This is a genomic window from Rhodoferax sp. GW821-FHT10B06, from assembly GCF_059415605.1.
In genome coordinates this window covers 128554-148550 of record NZ_JBWKNO010000013.1, presented here as the reverse complement: position 1 = coordinate 148550, position 19997 = coordinate 128554, and the positions used below count along the sequence as shown (strand labels likewise).

General features: G+C 61.7%; 23 protein-coding genes. 4 read left to right on the top strand and 19 right to left on the bottom strand.

Annotated features, from left to right (window positions below):
• On the bottom strand, nucleotides 1-728 hold a 728-nt coding region (locus AC07O2_RS19100; RefSeq protein WP_495077327.1), incomplete at its 3' end, for a condensation domain-containing protein.
• 141 nt (nucleotides 729-869) lie between these two features.
• Here AC07O2_RS19100 and AC07O2_RS19095 point away from each other — a divergent pair.
• The gene (locus tag AC07O2_RS19095; protein WP_495077326.1) at nucleotides 870-2549 is read left to right on the top strand and encodes a cyclic peptide export ABC transporter; all 1680 of its coding nucleotides are present in this window, start codon (nucleotides 870-872) and stop codon (nucleotides 2547-2549) included.
• 29 nt (nucleotides 2550-2578) lie between these two features.
• Here the strand turns inward: AC07O2_RS19095 and AC07O2_RS19090 are convergent, their stop codons facing one another.
• The 9 genes from AC07O2_RS19090 to AC07O2_RS19050 form a co-directional block, all read right to left on the bottom strand.
• The gene (locus AC07O2_RS19090; RefSeq protein ID WP_495077325.1) at nucleotides 2579-3445 is read right to left on the bottom strand and encodes an ABC transporter substrate-binding protein; all 867 of its coding nucleotides are present in this window, start codon (nucleotides 3443-3445) and stop codon (nucleotides 2579-2581) included.
• A gap of 68 nt (nucleotides 3446-3513) precedes the next feature.
• Entirely contained in the window at nucleotides 3514-4281 is a 768-nt protein-coding gene (gene fhuF / locus AC07O2_RS19085) for a siderophore-iron reductase FhuF (RefSeq protein WP_495077324.1), read from the bottom strand.
• Complete coding sequence (locus AC07O2_RS19080; RefSeq protein WP_495077323.1) at nucleotides 4278-6311, bottom strand: iron ABC transporter permease; 2034 nt, start codon at nucleotides 6309-6311, stop codon at nucleotides 4278-4280. Before AC07O2_RS19080 ends, fhuF begins: the two co-directional genes overlap by 4 nt.
• Nucleotides 6308-7153, bottom strand: a complete 846-nt coding sequence (locus AC07O2_RS19075; RefSeq protein ID WP_495077322.1) for an ABC transporter ATP-binding protein — start codon at nucleotides 7151-7153, stop codon at nucleotides 6308-6310. Before AC07O2_RS19075 ends, AC07O2_RS19080 begins: the two co-directional genes overlap by 4 nt.
• Before the next feature lie 30 nt (nucleotides 7154-7183).
• Complete coding sequence (locus AC07O2_RS19070) at nucleotides 7184-8158, bottom strand: TauD/TfdA family dioxygenase (RefSeq protein WP_495077321.1); 975 nt, start codon at nucleotides 8156-8158, stop codon at nucleotides 7184-7186.
• On the bottom strand, nucleotides 8139-8867 hold the full coding sequence (locus AC07O2_RS19065; protein WP_495077320.1) for a 4'-phosphopantetheinyl transferase family protein: 729 nt from the start codon (nucleotides 8865-8867) through the stop codon (nucleotides 8139-8141). The genes AC07O2_RS19070 and AC07O2_RS19065 overlap by 20 nt, the downstream gene beginning before the upstream one ends.
• The gene (locus AC07O2_RS19060; RefSeq protein WP_495077319.1) at nucleotides 8867-9574 is read right to left on the bottom strand and encodes a thioesterase II family protein; all 708 of its coding nucleotides are present in this window, start codon (nucleotides 9572-9574) and stop codon (nucleotides 8867-8869) included. The genes AC07O2_RS19065 and AC07O2_RS19060 overlap by 1 nt, the downstream gene beginning before the upstream one ends.
• A gap of 6 nt (nucleotides 9575-9580) precedes the next feature.
• Nucleotides 9581-9796, bottom strand: coding sequence for an MbtH family protein (locus tag AC07O2_RS19055; RefSeq protein ID WP_495077318.1), 216 nt, complete (start codon nucleotides 9794-9796; stop codon nucleotides 9581-9583).
• 11 nt (nucleotides 9797-9807) lie between these two features.
• Complete coding sequence (locus tag AC07O2_RS19050) at nucleotides 9808-10431, bottom strand: RNA polymerase factor sigma-70 (protein WP_495077317.1); 624 nt, start codon at nucleotides 10429-10431, stop codon at nucleotides 9808-9810.
• Between the two features lie 145 nt (nucleotides 10432-10576).
• Between AC07O2_RS19050 and AC07O2_RS19045 the strand changes: the two genes are divergently transcribed.
• Nucleotides 10577-10852: a hypothetical protein gene (locus AC07O2_RS19045; RefSeq protein ID WP_495077316.1), complete on the top strand. Its 276-nt coding sequence runs from the start codon at nucleotides 10577-10579 to the stop codon at nucleotides 10850-10852.
• On the opposite strand, the gene hisF is transcribed toward AC07O2_RS19045, so the two are convergent.
• Genes hisF through AC07O2_RS19010 form a run of 7 tightly spaced genes read right to left on the bottom strand, consistent with a single transcriptional unit; the run spans nucleotide 10849 to nucleotide 16641 of the window.
• Entirely contained in the window at nucleotides 10849-11631 is a 783-nt protein-coding gene (hisF, locus tag AC07O2_RS19040) for an imidazole glycerol phosphate synthase subunit HisF (protein ID WP_495077315.1), read from the bottom strand. The two genes, AC07O2_RS19045 and hisF, sit on opposite strands and share 4 nt — an antisense overlap.
• Before the next feature lie 29 nt (nucleotides 11632-11660).
• On the bottom strand, nucleotides 11661-12494 hold the full coding sequence (locus AC07O2_RS19035) for a D-hexose-6-phosphate mutarotase (RefSeq protein WP_495077314.1): 834 nt from the start codon (nucleotides 12492-12494) through the stop codon (nucleotides 11661-11663).
• Nucleotides 12487-13233, bottom strand: a complete 747-nt coding sequence (gene hisA, locus AC07O2_RS19030; RefSeq protein ID WP_495077313.1) for a 1-(5-phosphoribosyl)-5-[(5-phosphoribosylamino)methylideneamino]imidazole-4-carboxamide isomerase — start codon at nucleotides 13231-13233, stop codon at nucleotides 12487-12489. Before hisA ends, AC07O2_RS19035 begins: the two co-directional genes overlap by 8 nt.
• Nucleotides 13234-13265: 32 nt before the next feature.
• Entirely contained in the window at nucleotides 13266-13937 is a 672-nt protein-coding gene (gene hisH / locus AC07O2_RS19025) for an imidazole glycerol phosphate synthase subunit HisH (protein ID WP_495077312.1), read from the bottom strand.
• A 51-nt stretch (nucleotides 13938-13988) separates the two neighbouring features.
• Complete coding sequence (gene hisB, locus AC07O2_RS19020; RefSeq protein ID WP_495077311.1) at nucleotides 13989-14603, bottom strand: imidazoleglycerol-phosphate dehydratase HisB; 615 nt, start codon at nucleotides 14601-14603, stop codon at nucleotides 13989-13991.
• Nucleotides 14600-15676, bottom strand: a complete 1077-nt coding sequence (hisC, locus tag AC07O2_RS19015; RefSeq protein ID WP_495077310.1) for a histidinol-phosphate transaminase — start codon at nucleotides 15674-15676, stop codon at nucleotides 14600-14602. Before hisC ends, hisB begins: the two co-directional genes overlap by 4 nt.
• Nucleotides 15673-16641, bottom strand: coding sequence for a bile acid:sodium symporter family protein (locus AC07O2_RS19010; protein ID WP_495077309.1), 969 nt, complete (start codon nucleotides 16639-16641; stop codon nucleotides 15673-15675). The genes hisC and AC07O2_RS19010 overlap by 4 nt, the downstream gene beginning before the upstream one ends.
• Before the next feature lie 225 nt (nucleotides 16642-16866).
• Between AC07O2_RS19010 and AC07O2_RS19005 the strand changes: the two genes are divergently transcribed.
• Nucleotides 16867-17460, top strand: a complete 594-nt coding sequence (locus AC07O2_RS19005) for a peptidase associated/transthyretin-like domain-containing protein (protein WP_495077308.1) — start codon at nucleotides 16867-16869, stop codon at nucleotides 17458-17460.
• Here the strand turns inward: AC07O2_RS19005 and AC07O2_RS19000 are convergent.
• Nucleotides 17457-18554 carry an oxidoreductase gene (locus AC07O2_RS19000; protein WP_495077307.1) on the bottom strand — a complete coding sequence of 366 codons (1098 nt, stop codon included), beginning with the start codon at nucleotides 18552-18554 and terminating at the stop codon, nucleotides 17457-17459. The genes AC07O2_RS19005 and AC07O2_RS19000 overlap by 4 nt on opposite strands.
• 23 nt (nucleotides 18555-18577) lie before the next feature.
• On the bottom strand, nucleotides 18578-19156 hold the full coding sequence (locus AC07O2_RS18995) for a DUF7482 domain-containing protein (RefSeq protein ID WP_495077306.1): 579 nt from the start codon (nucleotides 19154-19156) through the stop codon (nucleotides 18578-18580).
• Nucleotides 19157-19331: 175 nt separating this feature from the next.
• Between AC07O2_RS18995 and AC07O2_RS18990 the strand changes: the two genes are divergently transcribed.
• Complete coding sequence (locus AC07O2_RS18990) at nucleotides 19332-19994, top strand: hypothetical protein (RefSeq protein ID WP_495077305.1); 663 nt, start codon at nucleotides 19332-19334, stop codon at nucleotides 19992-19994.
• The last annotated feature ends 3 nt before the right edge of the window (nucleotides 19995-19997 follow it).

Genomic DNA, 19997 nt, shown 5'->3' with positions numbered 1-19997 from the left:
GTGCCCAGGGCCTGGGGGAGTGGGATGAAGGCTGACGGCTTTGGGTGCAGGGCTGCGGTGTTCCAGTGCTGCTGTTGCTGCAGCTCAGTGGGGCTGAGCAGGCGCAGTTGGTCCAGCCGGGTGTGGGGGGCCTGGCTGGCGTGGGTCAGCAGGGTGCGCAGGTGTTCGCCCAGGCGCTCTACTGTCGCCGCTTCGAATAGCTCGGACGCGTAGACCAGCGTGCACGCTAGCTTGCCGTCGGCATATTCCTCGGTCTGTAGCACCCAGTCAAACGGTTCCACAGCAGACAAAGGCCATCCAGACGGACAGAAGGCTACGCGCACCACAGCGGCCTGCTGATCGCCTTCCATGGCTCGCCAAAGCACATCCAAGTGCATGGGGTGGCCGCGACTTGCCGCCAAGGCAAGGCCTACCGCTTGCCGAAGATCTGCAAAAGATTGCTGCGCCACAGGAGAGGCCTGCAACAGCAAGAAAGCCTTCTCGCCGGGCACCGCGATACGAATATCCGCCTGGCCGCTATAGCGGTGCAATATCGCCAAAAAAGCCGCCAGCAAGGTTAGTTCGCCACCCCGCCCTACCTGCACATCTGACGTGAAGACATGGCGCCGCATCAGGCGCGATGGCAGCGTCGGGCGAGGCCTGTCGTACGGCAAAACCAATTCAGGATGCCCCTGCTTCCAATGCGCACGCCAATAGGAAAGGTGCTGCTCAAACTCGCTCGCAATCATGGTGTCGTCTCATGTATCGCAGCCCAAATGACGGCTGCACAGTGTGAAGACGAACCAAGCAAGCACATTTTTAGTGCCGCACGGGCTAATGATTTGCGGCGCTCAATCGTCTATAGGCTGATGCCCACTCTCGTGAATTCCATGAAAAACTCCCCATCCCAGAAGAGCCGGCCGGCGACCCGACTGCTGCTCTCCTTACTCCATCTTTCACGCTGGCCTTTGGTCGTGGCCATGCTGGCATGCATCGTCAATGGGCTGTCCAGCGTCTCGCTGGTAGCGTTGATCAACCAGGCCATCACCGCCCCGTCCGAAGGCCTTTCCGCGCTGGCTTGGCGTTTCGCCGCATTGGCAGTACTCACCTTGGTGAGTCGCATCGTCAGCGGCGTGCTGTTTGCCCGCCTCAGCCAAACCACGATGGGCAAGATGCGTGAACATATTTCGCAACGCGTGGCCCATGCCGCATTCAGAGACCTGGAAACACTGGGCGCGGCACGTGCACAGTCCATCGTGACTGAAGACGCCACCAATGTCTCCATGCTGTTCTTTGCGCTACCCAATCTGTTGATCCACGGCTCCATCGTTGCCGGTTGCCTCGCCTATCTGGCCTGGTTGTCCTGGCCGGTATTCTTACTGGCCAGCGCGGTAGTGGTGGTAGGTTCGCTGGGCTACCGGATGGGTGATGTGCGGGCCATCCGGGCACTGGAAGCCGCCGGCCTGGCCCAGGACCGATTGTTCGGTTACTTCAATGCCTTGTTCACCGGCGCCAAAGAGCTCAAGCTGCACCACGAGCGGGTCAACAGCTTCATGCGGGAGTCACTTAACCCGGAAATCGATGCAGTCCGCCAGCACCGCACAAAAGCGTTTGCCTCCTACGCAGTCGGGGTGGGCTGGATACTGTTTTTGTTCTATGTGTTTTTGGGCGTGGTGATTTTCCTGCCCAGCCAGTTTGCAGCAATAGACGCCAAGGTACTGGCCGGCTACGTGATCGTGTTCCTGTTCATGCTGATCCCGCTGGATGGCCTGCTGAACAACCTGCCCACGTTGAATGCGGCCCGCGTTTCGCTGGACCGCATCGAAGACGTTTTACTGGAATTACCCGAGGCGCACAACGAAACGCCAGCAGTCGCCATATCCCACTTCCAGAGCCTGAGCATCCAGGGGTTGACGCACCGCTACTACCGCGAAAAGGAAGACGGCGTATTCCAGTTCGGCCCTATCGATCTGGAATTCAAACCCGGCGAACTGACCTTTTTGGTAGGCGGCAATGGCAGCGGAAAAACCACTTTGGCCAAACTGCTTGTGGGCCTGTATGCGCCAGAAAGTGCGGACATCCGCCTGGACGGCAAAGCCATTACGGACGCCAACCGCGCACAGTACCGGCAGCTGTTTTCAGCGGTCTTTTCAGACTTCCATTTGTTCGAGTCGCTGCTGGGCATCGGCACGGGTCAACACGATCTGGATGCGCGTGCCAATGCCCTGCTGACCAAGCTGCATCTGGACCACAAAGTGCGCATCACCAACGGCGCCTTCTCAACCCGCGAACTCTCCCAAGGCCAGCGCAAACGGCTGGCTTTGGTGGTGGCGTATCTGGAAGACCGGCCCTTCTATCTGTTCGACGAATGGGCGGCAGACCAGGACCCGGTGTTCAAAGCCGTGTTCTACCAGGAGCTGCTGCCGGAACTGGCCGCTCGCGGCAAAGCAGTACTGGCCATAACCCACGACGACCGCTACTTCCACCTGGCAGACCGTTGCATCAAACTGGAAAACGGTAGGGTGATGGAAACCACCACACACCAGGAAGCAATCCCTGTTGCCGCCTGAGCGGTCAAGAACTTGTCGGCAGATGCAGATCATTGCACGGGGATGGAAACACCCCTTGCTGCCTGCAACATCGCATCCCTCATTTGATGGGACAGCTGCACCGCCGACATGGGGCCCGCAAAGCCCCAGATGTTGCGCGGCATCAGCGCCATATGCCCCAAGGTACGTGCCGGTACAAAGCGCCAAATGGGAGATGTCAGCTTTTGCGCGATACCGACCTCGGGGCCGGTCCCACTGATCAAGAGCACGGACAAATCGCTCTGCTTCAGCAGATCTTCGGAGGACACAAAAGTCGTGCCCTCTTTGGTAGGCCAATGCGGCCACAGCTTGACGCCCAAAGCCTGGGCCACACCACCCGCCATGCTGTTGGCGGTGTAGCTCCAATACATATCCTGCAAGCCCAGTTCCTGCAATACAGCCAGGCGCTGGCCACCTAAGCCTGCATCCAGCAGGCGCGCGCGGTCACTGACCAAGGCCGCTTGCACCGCCTGCCGCACCTTCTTACCTTCCTCGACACGGCCAACAAGCTCCGCAAAGCGGTCGAATATGTTTAAAGCATGGTCTAGCTGATTCACCTGCATATCGTTGGCGTAAAGATTGAACAGCACCGTTGGCGCGATACGCTGCAAAGCATCAAACAAAGCCGCATGCCGAAAGGTAAGCCCCACAATCAAATCGGGTTTAAGACGGGCAATGGCCTCCAGGCTGGGCTGCTGGCGCGTACCGATATCAGGCACATGGATAAATCGGGCCTTGTCATAGCCCACCCATTCGCGGTAACGGTTGGGGTCCACCATGCCGACCGGTGTGACATCCAGCACCGCCAGCGACTCCGCAAACATGAACTCCAGCACCACGATGCGTTGCGGCTGCTGTGGCAGCGCGGCACTGCGCATGCCTACCACGTCCGCAGCCAGCGCAGTGCCTGCCCACCAACACAGCAATGTCAGAAAAAACGCCCGCATCATGCACGCAGCAAACGCATCTGTTCTGCGACAGCAGGTGCGGGAAGAGTCAACAACATGGGGCAGCTGGAACACAGCATTTTTTCTCCGGGTAGCAAATAGCGCAGGCAGCACGTGCGCCGCACTCGCAAGGGGTCGGGCAGCTCAGGGTTATCGGGTTTGAGGTAACGGATCACCTGCCACAAAGGGTTGGGCAGCCCGGTATCGAAAAACTCCACGCGATTCAGCAAGAAGCTCTGGTCCAGCGGGGCTTGTGAACTTTCCAGGGCGGTGGATAAAGCGTATTCCAAGGTATGGCCTACGTTGCTCCACAGTACCCGCGGAGCCATCCGTACCGCGCCGGCCAAGGCCTCCACCAATGGCGTAAGGTGCTCCACAAACAACGAAGCGTAGCGCACGGCCGGCTGATCAGATACGGTGCCCAAGGCGTTGGTCGGCAGGTACAAGGCCTGCGGCATGCCATTGCGCAGCAACAGCACACTGTCCTCCCAGGGCATGCGCAGAGGCCGCTTCAATACCAACGCTGCCGCAACGGCCGCAGGCACTACCAGGCTGAAATAGTATTTGCTCCACTGAGACAGCAGCGCACGCGCATTGTCACCGTCGTAGTGCTGTCGCATCGCCGCCAACAGCAAAGGTAGATGCTCAACCAAGTGGCTAACGGGTACCCGCAGGCCTGGGCCTGGGCCGGCCCGGTCGTCCCTCAGATGGACGGCCCGGCCAGCGGATGCACATGCTGGCGGTAGCAAGGTTGCCAGGCACGTCACGCACGTGCTCCCTGGCTACGCGAGCGGTTACCGAAAGCCAGCATACCCAGCAGATACGGCGCTCCCATCAAAGCCGTCATTGCCCCTGCGGGTACCTCGGTCGGTGCCAGCCAGGTTCGACCTAAAACATCCGCCAGACCCAACAAAATAGCCCCCAACAGCATGGCCGCCGGCACACGCTGGTGATGGGCATGGAAACCCAACAAGTTCGCAAAATGGGGCGTTACCAGACCCACGAAGACAACCGGCCCCACACTGGCCACCGCGGCGCTGGCCAGCGTGGTTGCCAACACCAGCGCCACCAAGCGCAGCCTGGCCACGGGTACACCGAGCGCCACCGCACTCTGCTCGCCCAGCATGAGCAAATCCAATGGCCGCACGAGCAAATACACCAATGGAATCGCCAGCACCAGCCAGGGCAGCAGGGCCACGGCATCGGCAGCGCTGCGCCCATAGGTGCCACCCACCAGCCACACCAGAAGACGCGCTTGCTCCACGCTGTTTTCCACCATCAGCCACTGTGAAAGCGCCACACAGAGTCCCCCCAGCGCAATGCCGGTCAAGGCCACCGGCAATGCCGCCAGCCGATGGCGGCGGTTCAACAGCAGCGTGATGGTCAGAACCACTCCCCCGCCCGATAGCGCTGCAGCCAGCATCAACGGGCGCGACAACATCGGCGTGGCCACCAGTGCCAACAGCACCGCCAAACCCGCCCCCTGTGTCACGCCCAGAACCTCGGGGCCAGCCAGCGGGTTGCGCACCACGCTTTGCAATAAGGCCCCGCTCGCTGCCAGCAAGGCCCCTGCCATCATCGCTGTCAACAGGCGGAATAGACGCAAGTCCACCAACATCGCCGCAACCGCGTCCTGACCGGAGAAAGCATCCCACCAGCGTGCTGGACTCAACCAAGTCTCACCATAAGCCACAGCACATCCGGCAATGGCCAGTAGCAGGACAAGGCACAGCCCCACAAAGCCCGCAAAGGACGGTTTGAACCGTAGTGCACGCGGGCGCTCTACCTGGGCCCCAGCCAGGACACGGTTGCGGTGGATCAGCACCAACAGCAGCGGAGTCCCCACAACAGCCACCATCACTCCGGTCGACACGGTGGCATCCAGGTGCAACGCCAGCACCGCACTGTCTGCAGCCAACAAAATCACACCGCCCCACAGCGCAGCCAATGGCAGCAAGCGCTGCAGCCGGTAAATGCCCGCGGCCCGCAGCATATTGGGTGCGATCAAGCCGATGAAGCCCATGGGACCGGCCACACTGATCGCGCCCGCTGCGAACAGCGTGGCGACGACCATGGTGATGAAGCGCAGCGGCTGCAGCTGCACGCCAACCATGCGGGCACCGTCGTCGCCCAATGCGGCCACTTCCAGCGAACGCAGCAGCAGTGGCGCTACTGCCAGCGGCACGCACAACCACCACAGCACCGTCAGCAAACCCTGGGCACCAGGCTGGTACAGCACACCATTGCTCCAGAGGGCCACACTGGCAATGTCATCCTCAAAAATGGTCAGCAACACCGTGGACACCGCGGCGAACATCAAGGAACAGGCCGTACCCGCCAGTACCAGGCGCAGAGGGGATGCCCGCCAACCGCCCGCCGTCAGCATCGCCAGAGTGGCCCCCAGCAAACCACTGGCAAACAGCAGCGGCACGGAAGCCACGCCGCCCAGGGCGGGCAGCATGATGGCGGCAAACACCCCCAGTTGCGCACCGCCGGTGACGCCCAATAAATCCGGCGCTGCCAAAGGATTGCGCGTCAACGCTTGGAATAGCACCCCAGACAAGGCCAGCGCAGCCCCTGCCAGCAAGGCCGCCAGCACACGGGGCAGCCTCAGATCAAACAGCAGCAAATGCGCAATCTGCCCCGCAGGCGCCACCGTATCGGACTGCAGCCAGGCCATCACATCCGACCCCAAGCGCAAACCGGAAAGCAGCAGCGTGCACAACACGCCCAGCATCCCCAGCAGGCTGGGGTAGCCCAAACCCAAACGGGGGTAGGACAGAGTTTGCGCGGTCATGCAGCACGCTGAAGCGCCTGCGCCACAGCGGACCCGCCGTACGAAGGTAAGCACACGGGCTCACCACTCTCAGGGTGGTCCAGCCGCAACATCGGCAAACCAAAGGTTTCTGATAGACAGGCCGGGCGGATCATGGCGTCTGGCGTGCCCTGGTGCAATATCTGCCCGGCACGCATCAGCACGATATGGTCGCTAAAGGCGGCAGCCTGGTTCAGCTCGTGCAGCACCCACACAATCGTCAGGCCACGCTCGCGGTTGAGTCGGCGCAGCTCCCGCAGCACTTCGATCTGGTGGTGGATGTCCAGATAGGTCGTGGGTTCGTCCAGCAGCAGAATGCCGCACTCCTGGGCCAAGGCCATGGCAATCCAGGCGCGCTGCCTCTCGCCACCAGACAAGGCCGCCACCTGGCGGTCGGCATATGCCTGCAAGCCCGTGGCCGCCAAGGCGTCCGCCACGCTGGCACGGTCCGCGCTGCTGGGGCCTGAAAACATGGAGCCGAAGGCATAACGCCCGTAGGCGACCAGTTCGGCCACCGTCAGCCCTTCGGGTATCTGGTTGAACTGGGCCAGCATGGTCAGCGTCTGCGCCAGCACCCGGCGTTTGAAGCTGGCCAGTGGCCGTCCCTGCACCCGTACCTCTCCCTGCTGCAGAGCCTGCAGGCCTGCCAGACTGCGCAACAAGGTACTTTTGCCACATCCATTGGGGCCGCACAGCGCAGTAATCTTGCCCGGCGCAATATCCAGGCTCAACCCGGCCAGCACTGGCTGATCCTGGTATGCCACGTGGATGTGGTGTGCCGACAAGGCCGGCACAATGGACGCCATGCCAGTCCTATGGCTCATAAAAAATCACCGATGTTGCAAGGCATGCTGTCACGCCGCCTGCCCATGCCCTTGGGCCATGGCCACCAGCACCTTGCGCGGCCCCTTGAAGGGTGCACGCGCATGGGCCGCCAGCATGTTGTCCAACATCAACACGTCCCCTTGCTGCCATGGAAAGACCACCTTGTGCTGCTCCAGCACGGCACGCACGCGGTCCAGGTCCTGGTCGGGAATCAGACTGCCATCGCCGAAATACACGTTGCGCGGCAGGTTCTCCTCGCCCACGCTGTCCACCAGCACCTCACGCGTATCGGGCTCCAATGCGGAGATATGGAATAGATGCGCCTGGTTGAACCACACCGCATCCCCTGTCACCGGATGCCGGGCCACCCCCTCGCAGCGCTGGCGGGTACGCAACTCACCCTCGTCCGTCCATTCAAATGCGATGTGCTGTTTGGTGCAATAGGCCTCCACCTCGGCACGGCTTTCGGTGTTGAATACCCGCTGCCATGGCAAGTCCAGGCCGTTGCCGTAGTTGCGCACGTACATCAATCCCTTTTCCGTAAAGCGCTGGCGGATGTCCGGGTCCATGGCGCGGTAAACCGCACGGCTGTCGGCAATCGGAGTCTGCCCTCCCTCCTGGGCTGCGAGGTCGCAGTAGAACCATATCTTCATGGGCCATTCGCGGGTGTAGGCCTGCTCGTTGTGCAGGGGAATATGCTGGTGCGCGGGATACTCCGTCGAGGTATACACGCCGCCATGCACCTTGCTGCGGGGCGTGGAGCCAAACTCGTAGTTCAGCAACGGATGCCCAAACGACGCCGCAAAAGCGCGAAAAGCCTCGGGACCGCCCACCTCAAAGCCGCTGAACAAAACCCCGCCCACATGCTGTAGATGCTGATCCACCACCTCTTGCAATTGCGGCTGCACCTGCGCCAAAGCAAGGCCGGGCTGCGCGGGACTGACACGCATGGGGAAACCAGCTTCAATGCGGAGCTCAAACGTTTCAATAACGGGTACTTGCATCTTCAGATGAATCCTTCAAATAAGTGGAAGACAGGGCCACGGCAGCGCAGTAGCCATCAAAGAAGGGCAGCATTTCCACCCGGATCTGGTTGGCATCAAAAGGCAGCACGGCCTGGCTCTGCACGCACCCGCTCGCCAACAGGGATAGCAAAGGCATGTGCTCACCCGCAATGCCTACGCCCACAGCTTTGAGGGCGGCCTCCTTGCCGACCCACAGGCGTAGCAGTTCCGCATGCTGGGCCGCTGGCTCCAGGCTCGCCAAGCGAACTCTCTCCAAAGGCGTGCAGATGTATTCGGCCAGGCCGTTCATCGCCAGCGGCGCTGTTTCTTCAACGTCTACCCCAACCTGCCCGGCCTGGGTCACGGCAATCAGACCCCAGGCGCCTGCATGCGACAGATTGAAATCCAGCCCTCGGATGCCCTGCAGCACGGGCTTTCCAAATGGCGTTCGCACAATTTCTTGCATGGGAGCGCAGCCATATTCCTGCGCCAACACCTGGCGCAAGGCAGCCCGTGCACACGCATAGCGCGCGCGGTCATTGCGCTGCTGCAGGCGCTGCAGCTCCTGGTGCTCGGAGGGTGCAAGCATGCGCAGCACCGTCGCATCCGGCTCACAACCCAGACGCACATATACCGGCCAGCAACGCACCCGCCCCTGGAATGCAGTTTGAGCATCCACCAGAACATAGCCGCGCTCCACCACCTCCATCACACCCCCTCCGCTACACGGTGCAGCACGCAGGTTTGCAGCCTTTGCAGCAAAACGCGTTGATGCTGGCGCAGGTAAAAATGGTCACCGTCGAACATCTCCAGGCTGAAGTGCCCCACGGTCTGTTGCTCCCAGGCGGCCAGCGCAGACTCGCTCACACAGGGATCGCTCTTGCCGCCAAACACATGGATTGGGCAGGCCAACGGCCTGCGAGGAGCATCTTTCCAATCGGCACACAAACGGAAGTCCGCCGCCAGTACGGGCAGCACCAGATCCATGAGTTCCTGGTTGTCCAGCAATTCCTCTGGTATGCCGTTCAAGTGGCGTAATTCATCTTTCAGCTGTGCTGGCTCCCGCAAGGCACGGTAACGATGCACGTCTCGCCAGCCAGGCGCGGCAGTACCGGAAATACACAGAGCGACCGGAGCAGCGGCTCCCATGCCGACCAATGCATGGGCCAGCGCATAGGCGACCAACCCACCCATGCTGTGACCGAACAGTGCGTAGGGTGGCGCTACCTGCCCACACAACTCCAGCGCCAGTTGCTCCGCCAAGGCATCCAGACTCTGCGCAAAAGACTCGCCCATGCGGCTTCCACGGCCAGGCAACTCCACCGGTCGGATGTCCAGACCCGCTGGCGGGTTATGGCACCAGGGCGCGTACATGCTGGCGCCCGCCCCAGCACAGGGAAAGCACAGCAACTGCATGGGCACTTAGGCCTGGCCTTGGGCTGCCAGATGCTGGCGCAGACTCAAAGGACGCATGTCCACCCACACCTGCTCGATATGGGCCAGGCAATCCTGCTTGTTGCCGGCAAAGCCGGTGTCTTGCCACCCCGCTGGCAAATCCTTGTAGTCTGGCCAGATGGAATACTGCTCTTCGTGGTTGACCACCACGCGGAAATTCGTGTCTTTGCTGTCAAAACCCATGTTCGTTCTTTCTAAACCTGCTCGGCCACATCGGCCGCGGTATGTTGGGTAGACGAACGGCTGCGCGATTTTTTTACACCGTCCCGGCTGGCACGGTCTGGCGACGGCATGCCCAGCACACAGGCCTGGCAATGCTCGGTGACTTCACGCACCATGAAGTGCACCAAGGTCTGGGATACGCCCAACTCTGCCGCCGCGTCTTTGAGCGAATGCTCGTCAATGCGCACCATTTCAAAGGCCTTGCGAGTACGCTGCGGAAAACGGTCCAAGGCCTTGGAAACCTGCCGCAGCAAATCGCGGTGCATGGCTATTGCTTCCGGCCCCGCAGCCGGACACGGCACCTCCAAACCATCCTCCGCGTCGATGTAGTGGTAGCACTCGAATGTGCGACGCCGGTAGTGGTCTATGGCCAGGTTGCGCACCACGCGGATCAAATAGGCCAAAGGCTGGCGCAAAGATTCGGGGGGCGCCGCCTCCGCTATCTTGATGAAAACATCGTGCACCACGTCCTCGGCACGGCAACGGCAAGCCGTGATGGCGTTTGCAACATTGATCAACAAGTTCCGATTTGCAATGAGTACGGCCCCGAGCTCGCCTGCCTGTACCAATGCGTCCTGACGCTGTATTTGTTCCATGTCTGTCCAATAAGTGGTTTATCACCTGGACACGCAGTGTATTTTAAATACGAATCATTATTATTTATGTTTGTATTATTTGGTAATCTTTCATCCCTAGAAAGATGCATGGACCATCACCAACGTATGTAGACAAGGAGAGTCCATGCATGCACCCCAAACAGATCTTGGTGCACAAGAACAATTGACGGGCATGCGCGCCCTACGCCACGGGCCTCAACGAAAAGCGGTTTTTGGAATACCTGGCGTCAGCGCAGGCAAGGCATCAATTGAAGGGATACAGCTGGCCGGCACACCGCATCCGCGAGCGACCGAGAACGCTCAAGCCCAAGCCGCATCCGAGCAGTTTCCACACAGGAATTGCTATCATAAACGCAGCTTACAACGCAGATATTACCTGCGCCAGCGGCTCTTTTTTTAAGAAATCCGCACTGGAATTCCGCGCTCCGCCATGCGCGCCTTGGCCTGGCCTACGGTGTATTCGCCGTAGTGGAAGATGCTGGCGGCCAGCACGGCATCGGCACCGCCCAGGCTCACGCCGTCGGCCAGATGGTCCAGGTTGCCCACGCCGCCAGAGGCGATCACCGGCACGCTGACTGCGTCGGCCACGGCACGCGTCAAGGCCAGGTCGAAACCGGACTTGGTGCCGTCGCGGTCCATGCTGGTGAGCAGGATTTCGCCAGCGCCGCGGCGCGCCATCTCGGCGGCCCAGGCCACGGCGTCTAGGCCGATGTTCTTGCGGCCGCCATGGCTGTACACGTCCCAGCCCGGGCCGCGGATGGCCGCGTCTTCTGCGCTGCGGCGCTTAGCGTCGATGGCCACCACGATGGCCTGGGCGCCGTACTTGGCCGAGGCCGCGTCGATCACATCCGGGTTGCTGATGGCAGCAGAGTTGAAGCTGACCTTGTCGGCACCGGAATTCAGCAGCCGGCGCACATCTTCCACGGTGCGCACGCCGCCGCCCACGGTCAAGGGGATGAAGACTTGTGAAGCCACGGCCTCGATGATGTGCAGTATCAAATCGCGGCCGTCGCTGGTGGCGGTGATATCCAAAAAAGTCAATTCATCCGCGCCCTGTTCGTTGTAGCGCGCGGCGATTTCCACCGGGTCCCCGGCATCGCGCAGCTCCACGAAATTGACGCCTTTAACGACGCGGCCGCCGGTCACGTCCAGGCAAGGGATGATGCGTTTGGCCAGCATGGCGACTCCAACAGAACAACAAAAACAGGTTAATCGAGGCTTAGGCGTTGCCAGCCGGCCCACTCGGCACCGGGCTCCAGCTGCACCGGCGTGTTGACTTCGGCAGCCTCCACGCACACCATGTGTAGATAACCGTCGGCCGGCATATCGGCCATAGTGGCGCACTTGGCAGCGCCCGGGTTCCAGACCACGGTGTCACCCAGGTTTTCACTCTGGGCGATGCGCAGCTGCTGTGCGCCATCCACCAGCACCAGAGGTTCTGCCGGGGTTTGGTAAACGCGGTCCACCTCGCCGTCGAAACTGACCACTCCTGGCTCCAGCCGATTGGTTTTAGCCACATCGTCCCAGTAGGGCTGGGCGGCCAGGCCGTGCAGACGCAAACCTGCCAGGTCCTGCACGTTGAGGTAGGTATGCAGGGCCAGGGCAAAGTCCAGCGGCGTGCTGCCCAAGTTCTGCAAGCTAAAGCCGAATTCCACCACACCCGGCGCCAGATCGACGCGCAGCGTGGCACGGAAGGCATGCGGCCAGATTGCCAGCGTGTCCGCATCGCTGTGCAGCTCGAACTCCAGAGCGTCCACGGTCTGTGCAACAGGCGTCCAGGATGTGTTGCGGGCAAAGCCGTGCTTGGGCAGCGGGCCGCGCATATTGAACTGGGGGAAGCACACAGGCACACCGCCACGGATGGCGGTCTTGCCGTCGAACACCGAACGCGGGCTGAGGTACAGGCGCTCTACGCCACCACTGGTCCACGACAGCACGTGCGCACCGTGCAGGGCGACCAGCACGCTGTCGCCACTACTGTGGCGCAGACGTAGGCACGGCTGGTTGTGGAAGGTCTCGGCGCTGATCAGCAGATCAGACATCGCCGTAGAAGGTGTCGGCGCGTTCTTGGGCGGATGCGAAATCCAGGTCGCCGGTGTAGATGGCGCGGCCACAGATCACACCTTCAATGCCTTCGTCTTCGACTTCGCACAGACGCTCAATGTCAGCGATGTTGCTCAGGCCACCGGATGCGATCACGGGCGTGTTCAAAGCCTGGGCCAACTTGACCGTGGCATCGATGTTGATGCCGGTCAGCATGCCGTCGCGGCCGATATCGGTGTAGATGAAGGATTCGACGCCGTAGTCCTGGAACTTCTTGGCCAGGTCCACGACCTCGTGGCCGGTGAGCTTGCTCCAGCCGTCGGTAGCAACCTTGCCATCCTTTGCGTCCAGGCCCACGATGATGTGGCCGCCGAACGCGGTGCAGGCGTCCTGCAGGAAACCGGGGTTTTTGACCGCGGCCGTGCCGATGATGACGTAGCGCAGGCCCGCGTCCAGGTAGCGCTCGATGGTGTCCAGGTCACGGATACCGCCACCCAACTGCACGTCAATCTCGCCACCCACTTCTTTCAGGATCTTGCGTATGGCCATTTCGTTCTTGGGCTTGCCCGCGAACGCGCCATTCAGATCCACCAGGTGCAGGCGCCGGGCGCCCTTGTCCACCCAGCTACGGGCCATTGCGGCGGGGTCTTCGCCGAATGTAGTGGTTTGGTCCATGTCGCCTTGTTTGAGGCGCACGCAATGGCCGTCTTTCAGATCTATCGCAGGAATGAGAAGCATGGTGCCGTGAACAGCAAGTGGAGAAAGAGAGATTAAGGGACCCAGTGCAGGAAGTTGCGGTACAGCGCTAAGCCGTGCTCAGCACTTTTCTCTGGGTGGAATTGGGTTGCGAAAATATTATCACGTGCGACGGCCGCAGTGAACGGCTCGCCATACTCCGCCAGGCCTGCGCTGTGGTGCGCATCCGACGGTTTAACATAAAAACTATGGACAAAGTAGAAGTAGCTATTGTCCGGTACTTCGCCCCAGACCGGGTGGCGCTTGCCACCAGGGCTTTGCTGCTGTACCTGGTTCCAGCCCATTTGCGGCACCTTGAAGCGGCTGCCATCGGCCTGCAGGCGGCCGGCCAGGTCAAAGCGCAACACGCGCCCGGGTATCAAACCCAGGCCGGGAGTGTCTTGTTCTTCGCTATGGTCCAGCAGCATTTGCATGCCCACGCACACGCCCATCAGCGGCTTGTTGCGAGCGGCGTCCAGCACGGCTTCCTTCAGGCCTGAATCATGCAACTCGCGCATGCAGTCGCGCATCGCGCCCTGGCCGGGCAGGACCACACGCTCAGCGGCGAAAACTTCTTCCGGTTTGGAGGTGACCACCACCTGGTAGCCACTGGCGGCCGCCACGTGCATCACGGCCTGGGAGACGGAGAACAGGTTGCCCATGCCGTAGTCAACCACGGCAACCGTTTTATTTGCTATCAATGTCATAGCTGCTTGCGCAGAAGGAATGTGCGGTAGAAGCCGATTCTACTTTTAAATTTACAAAGAGCCCTTGGTGGACGGGATCATGCCCACGGAACGCGGGTCCAGCTCCAGCGCGGAGCGCAGCGCGCGGGCAAAGGCCTTGAATACAGTTTCCGCTTGGTGGTGGGCGTTCACGCCCTTCAGGTTGTCGATGTGCAGGGTCACAAAAGCATGGTTCGCAAAGCCCTGGAAGAACTCGTAGGTGAGCTGGCTGTCGAACGTGCCGATCATGCCGCTGGTGAACGGCACGTGCATTTCCAGGCCGGGCCGACCCGAGAAATCGATGACCACACGGCTCAGTGCCTCGTCCAGTGGCACATAGGCATGGCCGTAGCGGCGGATACCCTTTTTGTCGCCAACCGCCTTGTGCACAGCCTGGCCCAGGGTGATGCCCACGTCTTCCACTGTGTGGTGGCCGTCGATGTGCAGGTCGCCCACGCAGGCGATGTCCAGGTCGATCAGGCCGTGGCGGGAGATCTGGTCCAGCATGTGGTCGAAGAAGCCGATGCCGGTGCTGAGCGACGCCTTGCCGGTGCCGTCCAGGTTCAGCTTGACGGTGATTTTGGTTTCGGCCGTGTTGCGGGTGACTTCGGCGGTGCGTTGCAAAACAGGTGCGGTGGGGGTAGTCATAGGGATTTTTGAAAGGCTGCCAACAAGCGTTCGTTCTCTTCGGCGGTACCCACCGTGAAGCGCAAACAATTGGCCAGCAATGGGTGCATTTTAGAAACGTTCTTGACCAGCACGCCCTGGGCCTTCATGGCGTCAAAGGTTTTAGCGGCATCGGGGACGCGCAGCAGCAGCATATTCGCCTCGCTGGGCCAGACCTTGATGCCGGGCAAAACGCCCAATGCTGCGAAAAGAATAGCACGCTGCGTACGAATATCCTGCGCCTGCGCCGCAAACACCTCGGTGTGCTCCAAGGCGAACAAGGCACACTCGCAATTCAGCAGGCTGACGTTGTAGGGCGGCCGCACCTTGTCGATTTCGGTCACCAGCGCCTGCGGGCCTACCAGATAGCCCAGGCGCACGCCGGCCAGGCCGAACTTGCTCAGCGTGCGCATCAGTAACACGTGGCTGTGGCGCGCCGGGTTGCGGCGGATCACGTCCAGATAGCTTTTGCTGGAAAACGGTTGGTAGGCCTCATCGATCACCACCAGGCCGGGCGCGGCCTCGATGATCTGCGCCATGGCGGCCTCGTCCCAAAGATTGGCGCTAGGGTTGTTCGGATAGGCCAGATAAATGATGGCCGGCTGGTGCGTGTCGATGGCGGCCAGCATGGCAGGCATATCCAGCTCGAAGTCGGCTGTCAGCGGCACGCCGACGAATTCCAGGCCTTGCAACTGGGCGCTCATGGCGTACATCACAAAGCCGGGTAACGGAGCCAGCACCTTGGCGCCCGGCTGATCGCAGACGATAGACAGCAGGGAAATCAGCTCATCCGAGCCGTTACCCAGCAACAGGCCGTAGCCCTCGGGCAGGCCGGTGTAGGCAGCCAGCACCTGGCGCAGATAGTCCACCCGACCATCGGGGTAGCGATTCAGCGCGACCGCACCCAGGCGCTCGCCGAGTTCGGCCTGCAGGGCGGGCGACAGGCGGTGCGGGTTCTCCATGGCGTCGAGCTTGACCATGCCGGAGGCGTCTTGCACCAGGTAGGAATGCATGGCCCGGATGTCGGGGCGAATGGTATTCAAAGGGTTTCTCATGCGGCTCTCTTGGCGTAACGCTGCGCCAATACTGCGCAAACCATCAACTGGATCTGGTGGAACAACATCAAAGGCAGCAGCATCACGCCCACGGTGTGTGCGGCAAACAGCACCTTAGCCATGGGCACACCGCTAGCCAGGCTTTTCTTGGAGCCGCAGAACACGATCGTCACCTCGTCTTCGGTGCTGAAGCCCAGCATGCGGCTGGACCACGTGGTCATGGACAGGGACAGCGACAGCAGCAGGCAACAGGCGGCTACCAGGCCCAGCAGAATGGGCAAAGGCACCTGCTTCCACAGGCCCTCGATCACGGCTGCGCTGAAGGCGGTGTAGACCACCAGCAGGATGGAGCCCTGGTCGACAAACTTCAGCCCGGCTGCGTGCTTTTTCACAAAACCGCCTACCCAGGGCTGCAGCAGTTGCCCGGCCACAAAAGGCAGCATCAGCTGCAACATGATGCGGCCCACGGCCTCCAGCTCACCCGAACCCGACACCCCGCCCGGCACCACCAGCCAGCCGACCAGCAGCGGCGTGATGAACACCCCTATCAGGCTGGACGCCGAGGCGCTGCAGACGGCCGCCGACACATTGCCGCGCGCCATGGCAGTAAAGGCAATGGCGGACTGCACTGTGGCCGGCAAGGTGCATAAAAACAGCATGCCCACCGCCAGGTCCGGCGTCAGCATGGTGGAGAAGGCCGGCTTGAGCAGCAGGCCCAGTACCGGGAACAGCGCAAATGTGCAGGTCAGCACCAGTAAATGCAGGCGCCAATGGCTCAGCCCGGCAACGACGGCGGCGCGCGACAGCTTGGCACCGTGCAGAAAGAACAGCAGCGCAATGGCCGCAGTCGTCAACATCTCGAATCCCTGGGCCACCGCGCCTTGGGCCGGCCAGAGGCTGGCCAGTGTCACGGTCGCCAGCAGGCACAAGGTGAAGTTATCGGGGAGAAAGCGCGGGCGTTTCATGGTACGGGGATGGCGACTCGCCATGCCGCTACGCATTTTGTAGCTACAAGCGATGGAAGGATATGCGGTGGCTGGGCATTTTATGTCGATGCCCAAAAGTCCATGGTTTGTCGGATGTTTTTCAGTGAGGTGCTACTTGCATGGCAATTGCTTGCAATCACTGGATATTTTGATATTCCTTAAAAATGGGATATATTCCCATTTAATAAAACCACCCATATCAACATGCTCTTCACCACCCCGGAGCCCGTCCAGGCCAGCATGTACACGGCGGCGACCAATGCAGCGCCCACACCGCCTATGGTGGTATTGACGGCCACAGAATCCGCCGGCCCGTCCTCCCTGTTGAACATTCTGGACGACCGGGCACTGCAGCGCTGGGACATCACCGAGGGCCGCAAGGGCATTCCCGTCACGCTGGCAATGCAGCTGATCGACCTGGACAACCATGGCACGGCCATTAGCGGCGCGGAGGTGTATTTGCGCCACGGCAGCAGTGACGACGCGGCCAAAGCCACCAGCGCGCTGCACGGCGTGCAGTGCACCACGGCGGCCGGCAAGGTCACATTCAAGACCTTGTACCCGGGCAGCGACCCGACGCAACAGCAATTGCACATGCAGGTGCTGCTGCCAAATACCGTGCCTTCGTCGCGCACGCTGACTTCGGCCAGCACCCAGCTGCACTTTCCTCCGGCGGCCGGTGAGGCCACGCAGATCCACCTCCTGGCACCAGCTAGCAAAACCCTGAGCATGAGCGGCGATGCCCATGCCGGCTTCTTCGCCAGCATCGTGATTGGCATCACCAGTACCGAGACTTAACGCAAATCCGCTGTCGCCACAAAGCTGCCGCTGGCCGCACTCTGCTCGCCCCGGCCCAGCATGGCCATGACCTGGAACACCTGACGGGGCGTCACAGGCGCACTGCCGGTGGCGCCGCTCAGGTAGTCGCGCAAACCGGCGTAGTACAGCAGGTAGTTGCCTGCCACGTCGGGTGTAGTCTCGCCCACCTCTTCGCCGTCCAGATGGCGCGTCAGTTGGCCGGGAAGGCGGTCAAAGCCCCAGTCACCCAGCAACTCCAGCTGGGGGCGGCCACCGGCCTTCAGCGCATCCTCCTGCGGGTCCAGGCCGAACTTGGTAAATGAGCCGCCGGTGCCATGCACGGCAAAACGCGGCCCGGGCGTGGTGACGCAGGAGCTGGCGTGCAGCACCACGCGCAAGCCCGGGTGCACAGACTCGTAGCGCAACTGGGCATGGAAGTAGTCGTTCGTCTCGGTGTGCTCGCGCTGGCGCGCCACATCCAACGAGATATCGTCGGGCACGCCGAACAACTGCAACGCCTGATCCACCAGGTGCGCACCCAGGTCCAGCCAGAGGTCGGAGCCGGGAATGTTCTGCTCGCGCCATTTGCCGGGCACTACATGGCGGAAGCGGTCAAAGTGCGATTCGAAATGCGTGATCCGCCCCAGTTGGCCGCCGGCCAACACCTGCTGCAGCAGCAGGAAGTCACCGTCAAAACGCCGGTTCTGGTAGACCGTCAGCACGCGCTGCTGCTGCGCCGCCACGGCCAGCAGGTCCTCGGTTTCCGCCAGGGTCACGGTGCAGGGCTTGTCCACCACCACATGCTTGCCCGCCAGCAACGCAGCGCGCGCCAGCGGGTGGTGGCTGGTGTTGCTGGTGGCGATGACAACCAGATCAATGTCCGGGTCGGCAAACGCCGCCTCGGGCGTGGGCACCACCTTGACGCCCGGCCAGTCGGCCAGCACCTGCTCGGGCCGGCTGGAGCAAATACAGGCCAGCTCCAGCCCCGGCACGCCGGCAATCAGCGGTGCATGGAAAACCTTGCCGGCCAGGCCGTAGCCAATAACGGCCGCGCGGATGGGGCCGGACAAGGGGGTAAAAAGTGCTTGGGTCATAGGTCTCCGTTTCTATAAGTAGTTCAAGGGCTGGGCGGGCGATAACCCAGCCGGGTTCCGGGCAGCAAACCACCTTTGGCAGAGTAGACCACCGGGCAATTGGCCACAATCTGCAAAGGGGTGAGCGTGACATCGCCACGCTCCACCGCATCCAATATCTGCTCTTCCGAGCGCAGCTCGCGGTGCGCGCGCCCGGCCTGCCAGGCCACGGCGTACAAATGCCAGAGCGGCGAGTACGACTTGTCGGTACTGGCATAGCCCACCGGATCGGGCATGGACGGCAGCACATTGCGCTGGCTACCGTCGGGGAACACGTAGATGCGCTCCACCAGCGAGGGCTGGCCGGGCTTCAAGGCCAGGGCCAGCCCGGGCACGAAATTCATACCCTTGGCCCGGGCCATGGCGGCATCCGACACATCGGTGCTGATGTACTGCACCAGGCCGCCCTCGTACCAGGCACTTACCAGAGGCAGGGTCACCTCGGTGGCCAGCGCCGGTGCCGCAGGGGCAAAGGGCGCAACAGGCGAGGTGGCACATCCAGCCAGCAGGGAGGCAAGCAGCACGGCAAACACGAGGGATGGACGAAGGGACGCAATAGGCATGGTGGGCGCCATCATAGAGCGGGCCAGCATCCGCTACCGACCGGCAGCACTACGTCGGCGGGCATGTAAGACAAAGCCGCGAGCTACTGCACCACCTTGCCAAAACTCTTAATATGAAGCTTGCGCCCCTGGGGCAAAGCACAGCTGTATCCATCCCACGAAGTGAGGTCTCACCATGTCGATCCCCCAAAACATCGCCCGCCTGGCCATCGCCAGCGCCACACTCCTTGGTGGCAGCTTGCTGCTGGCATCTGCAGCCACGGGTACGACCGTCGCCACCCATGCCAGTACGGCAGACACCCAGTTGGTGGCCAGCTTCAGCATCTTCGCCGGCTCGCCGGAAAACGCCCAGTCGCTGGTGTCTGGTTTGCGCACCGGTAACCTCATCACCCTGGAGCCCAGCCCGAGCGGCCCCAACGCCATGGCGCCGTCAGCCAGTCTGACCCCGGCGACCGGCAAGCTGGGCTACGGCAATGTCCGTATCGCCCTGTCGCTCGCCAAGGCACAGCTGGCCAAGGACGGCATTAGCAACCCCACGCCCCTGCAGCTATCCACCGCGCTGAACGGCGTGCTGACGCAAAGAGCCGACGGCATGGGTTGGGGCAATATCGCCCACAGCATGGGGACGACGCTGGGCTCGGTAATGGGCAACTCGCATGCCAACAAGAGTGGCCAACACGCAAGCCTCCATGCCAAGGCCAAGACCGAGGACATCGGGCTGGACAATGGCGCAGGCCAAGGGTCTGGCTCAGGCAAGAGCGGTAACGCGGGTGGACATGGCAACGCCGGCGGTAGCGGCAACGGAGGCAATGGAGGCAACGGCGGCGGAAAGAAATAAAAC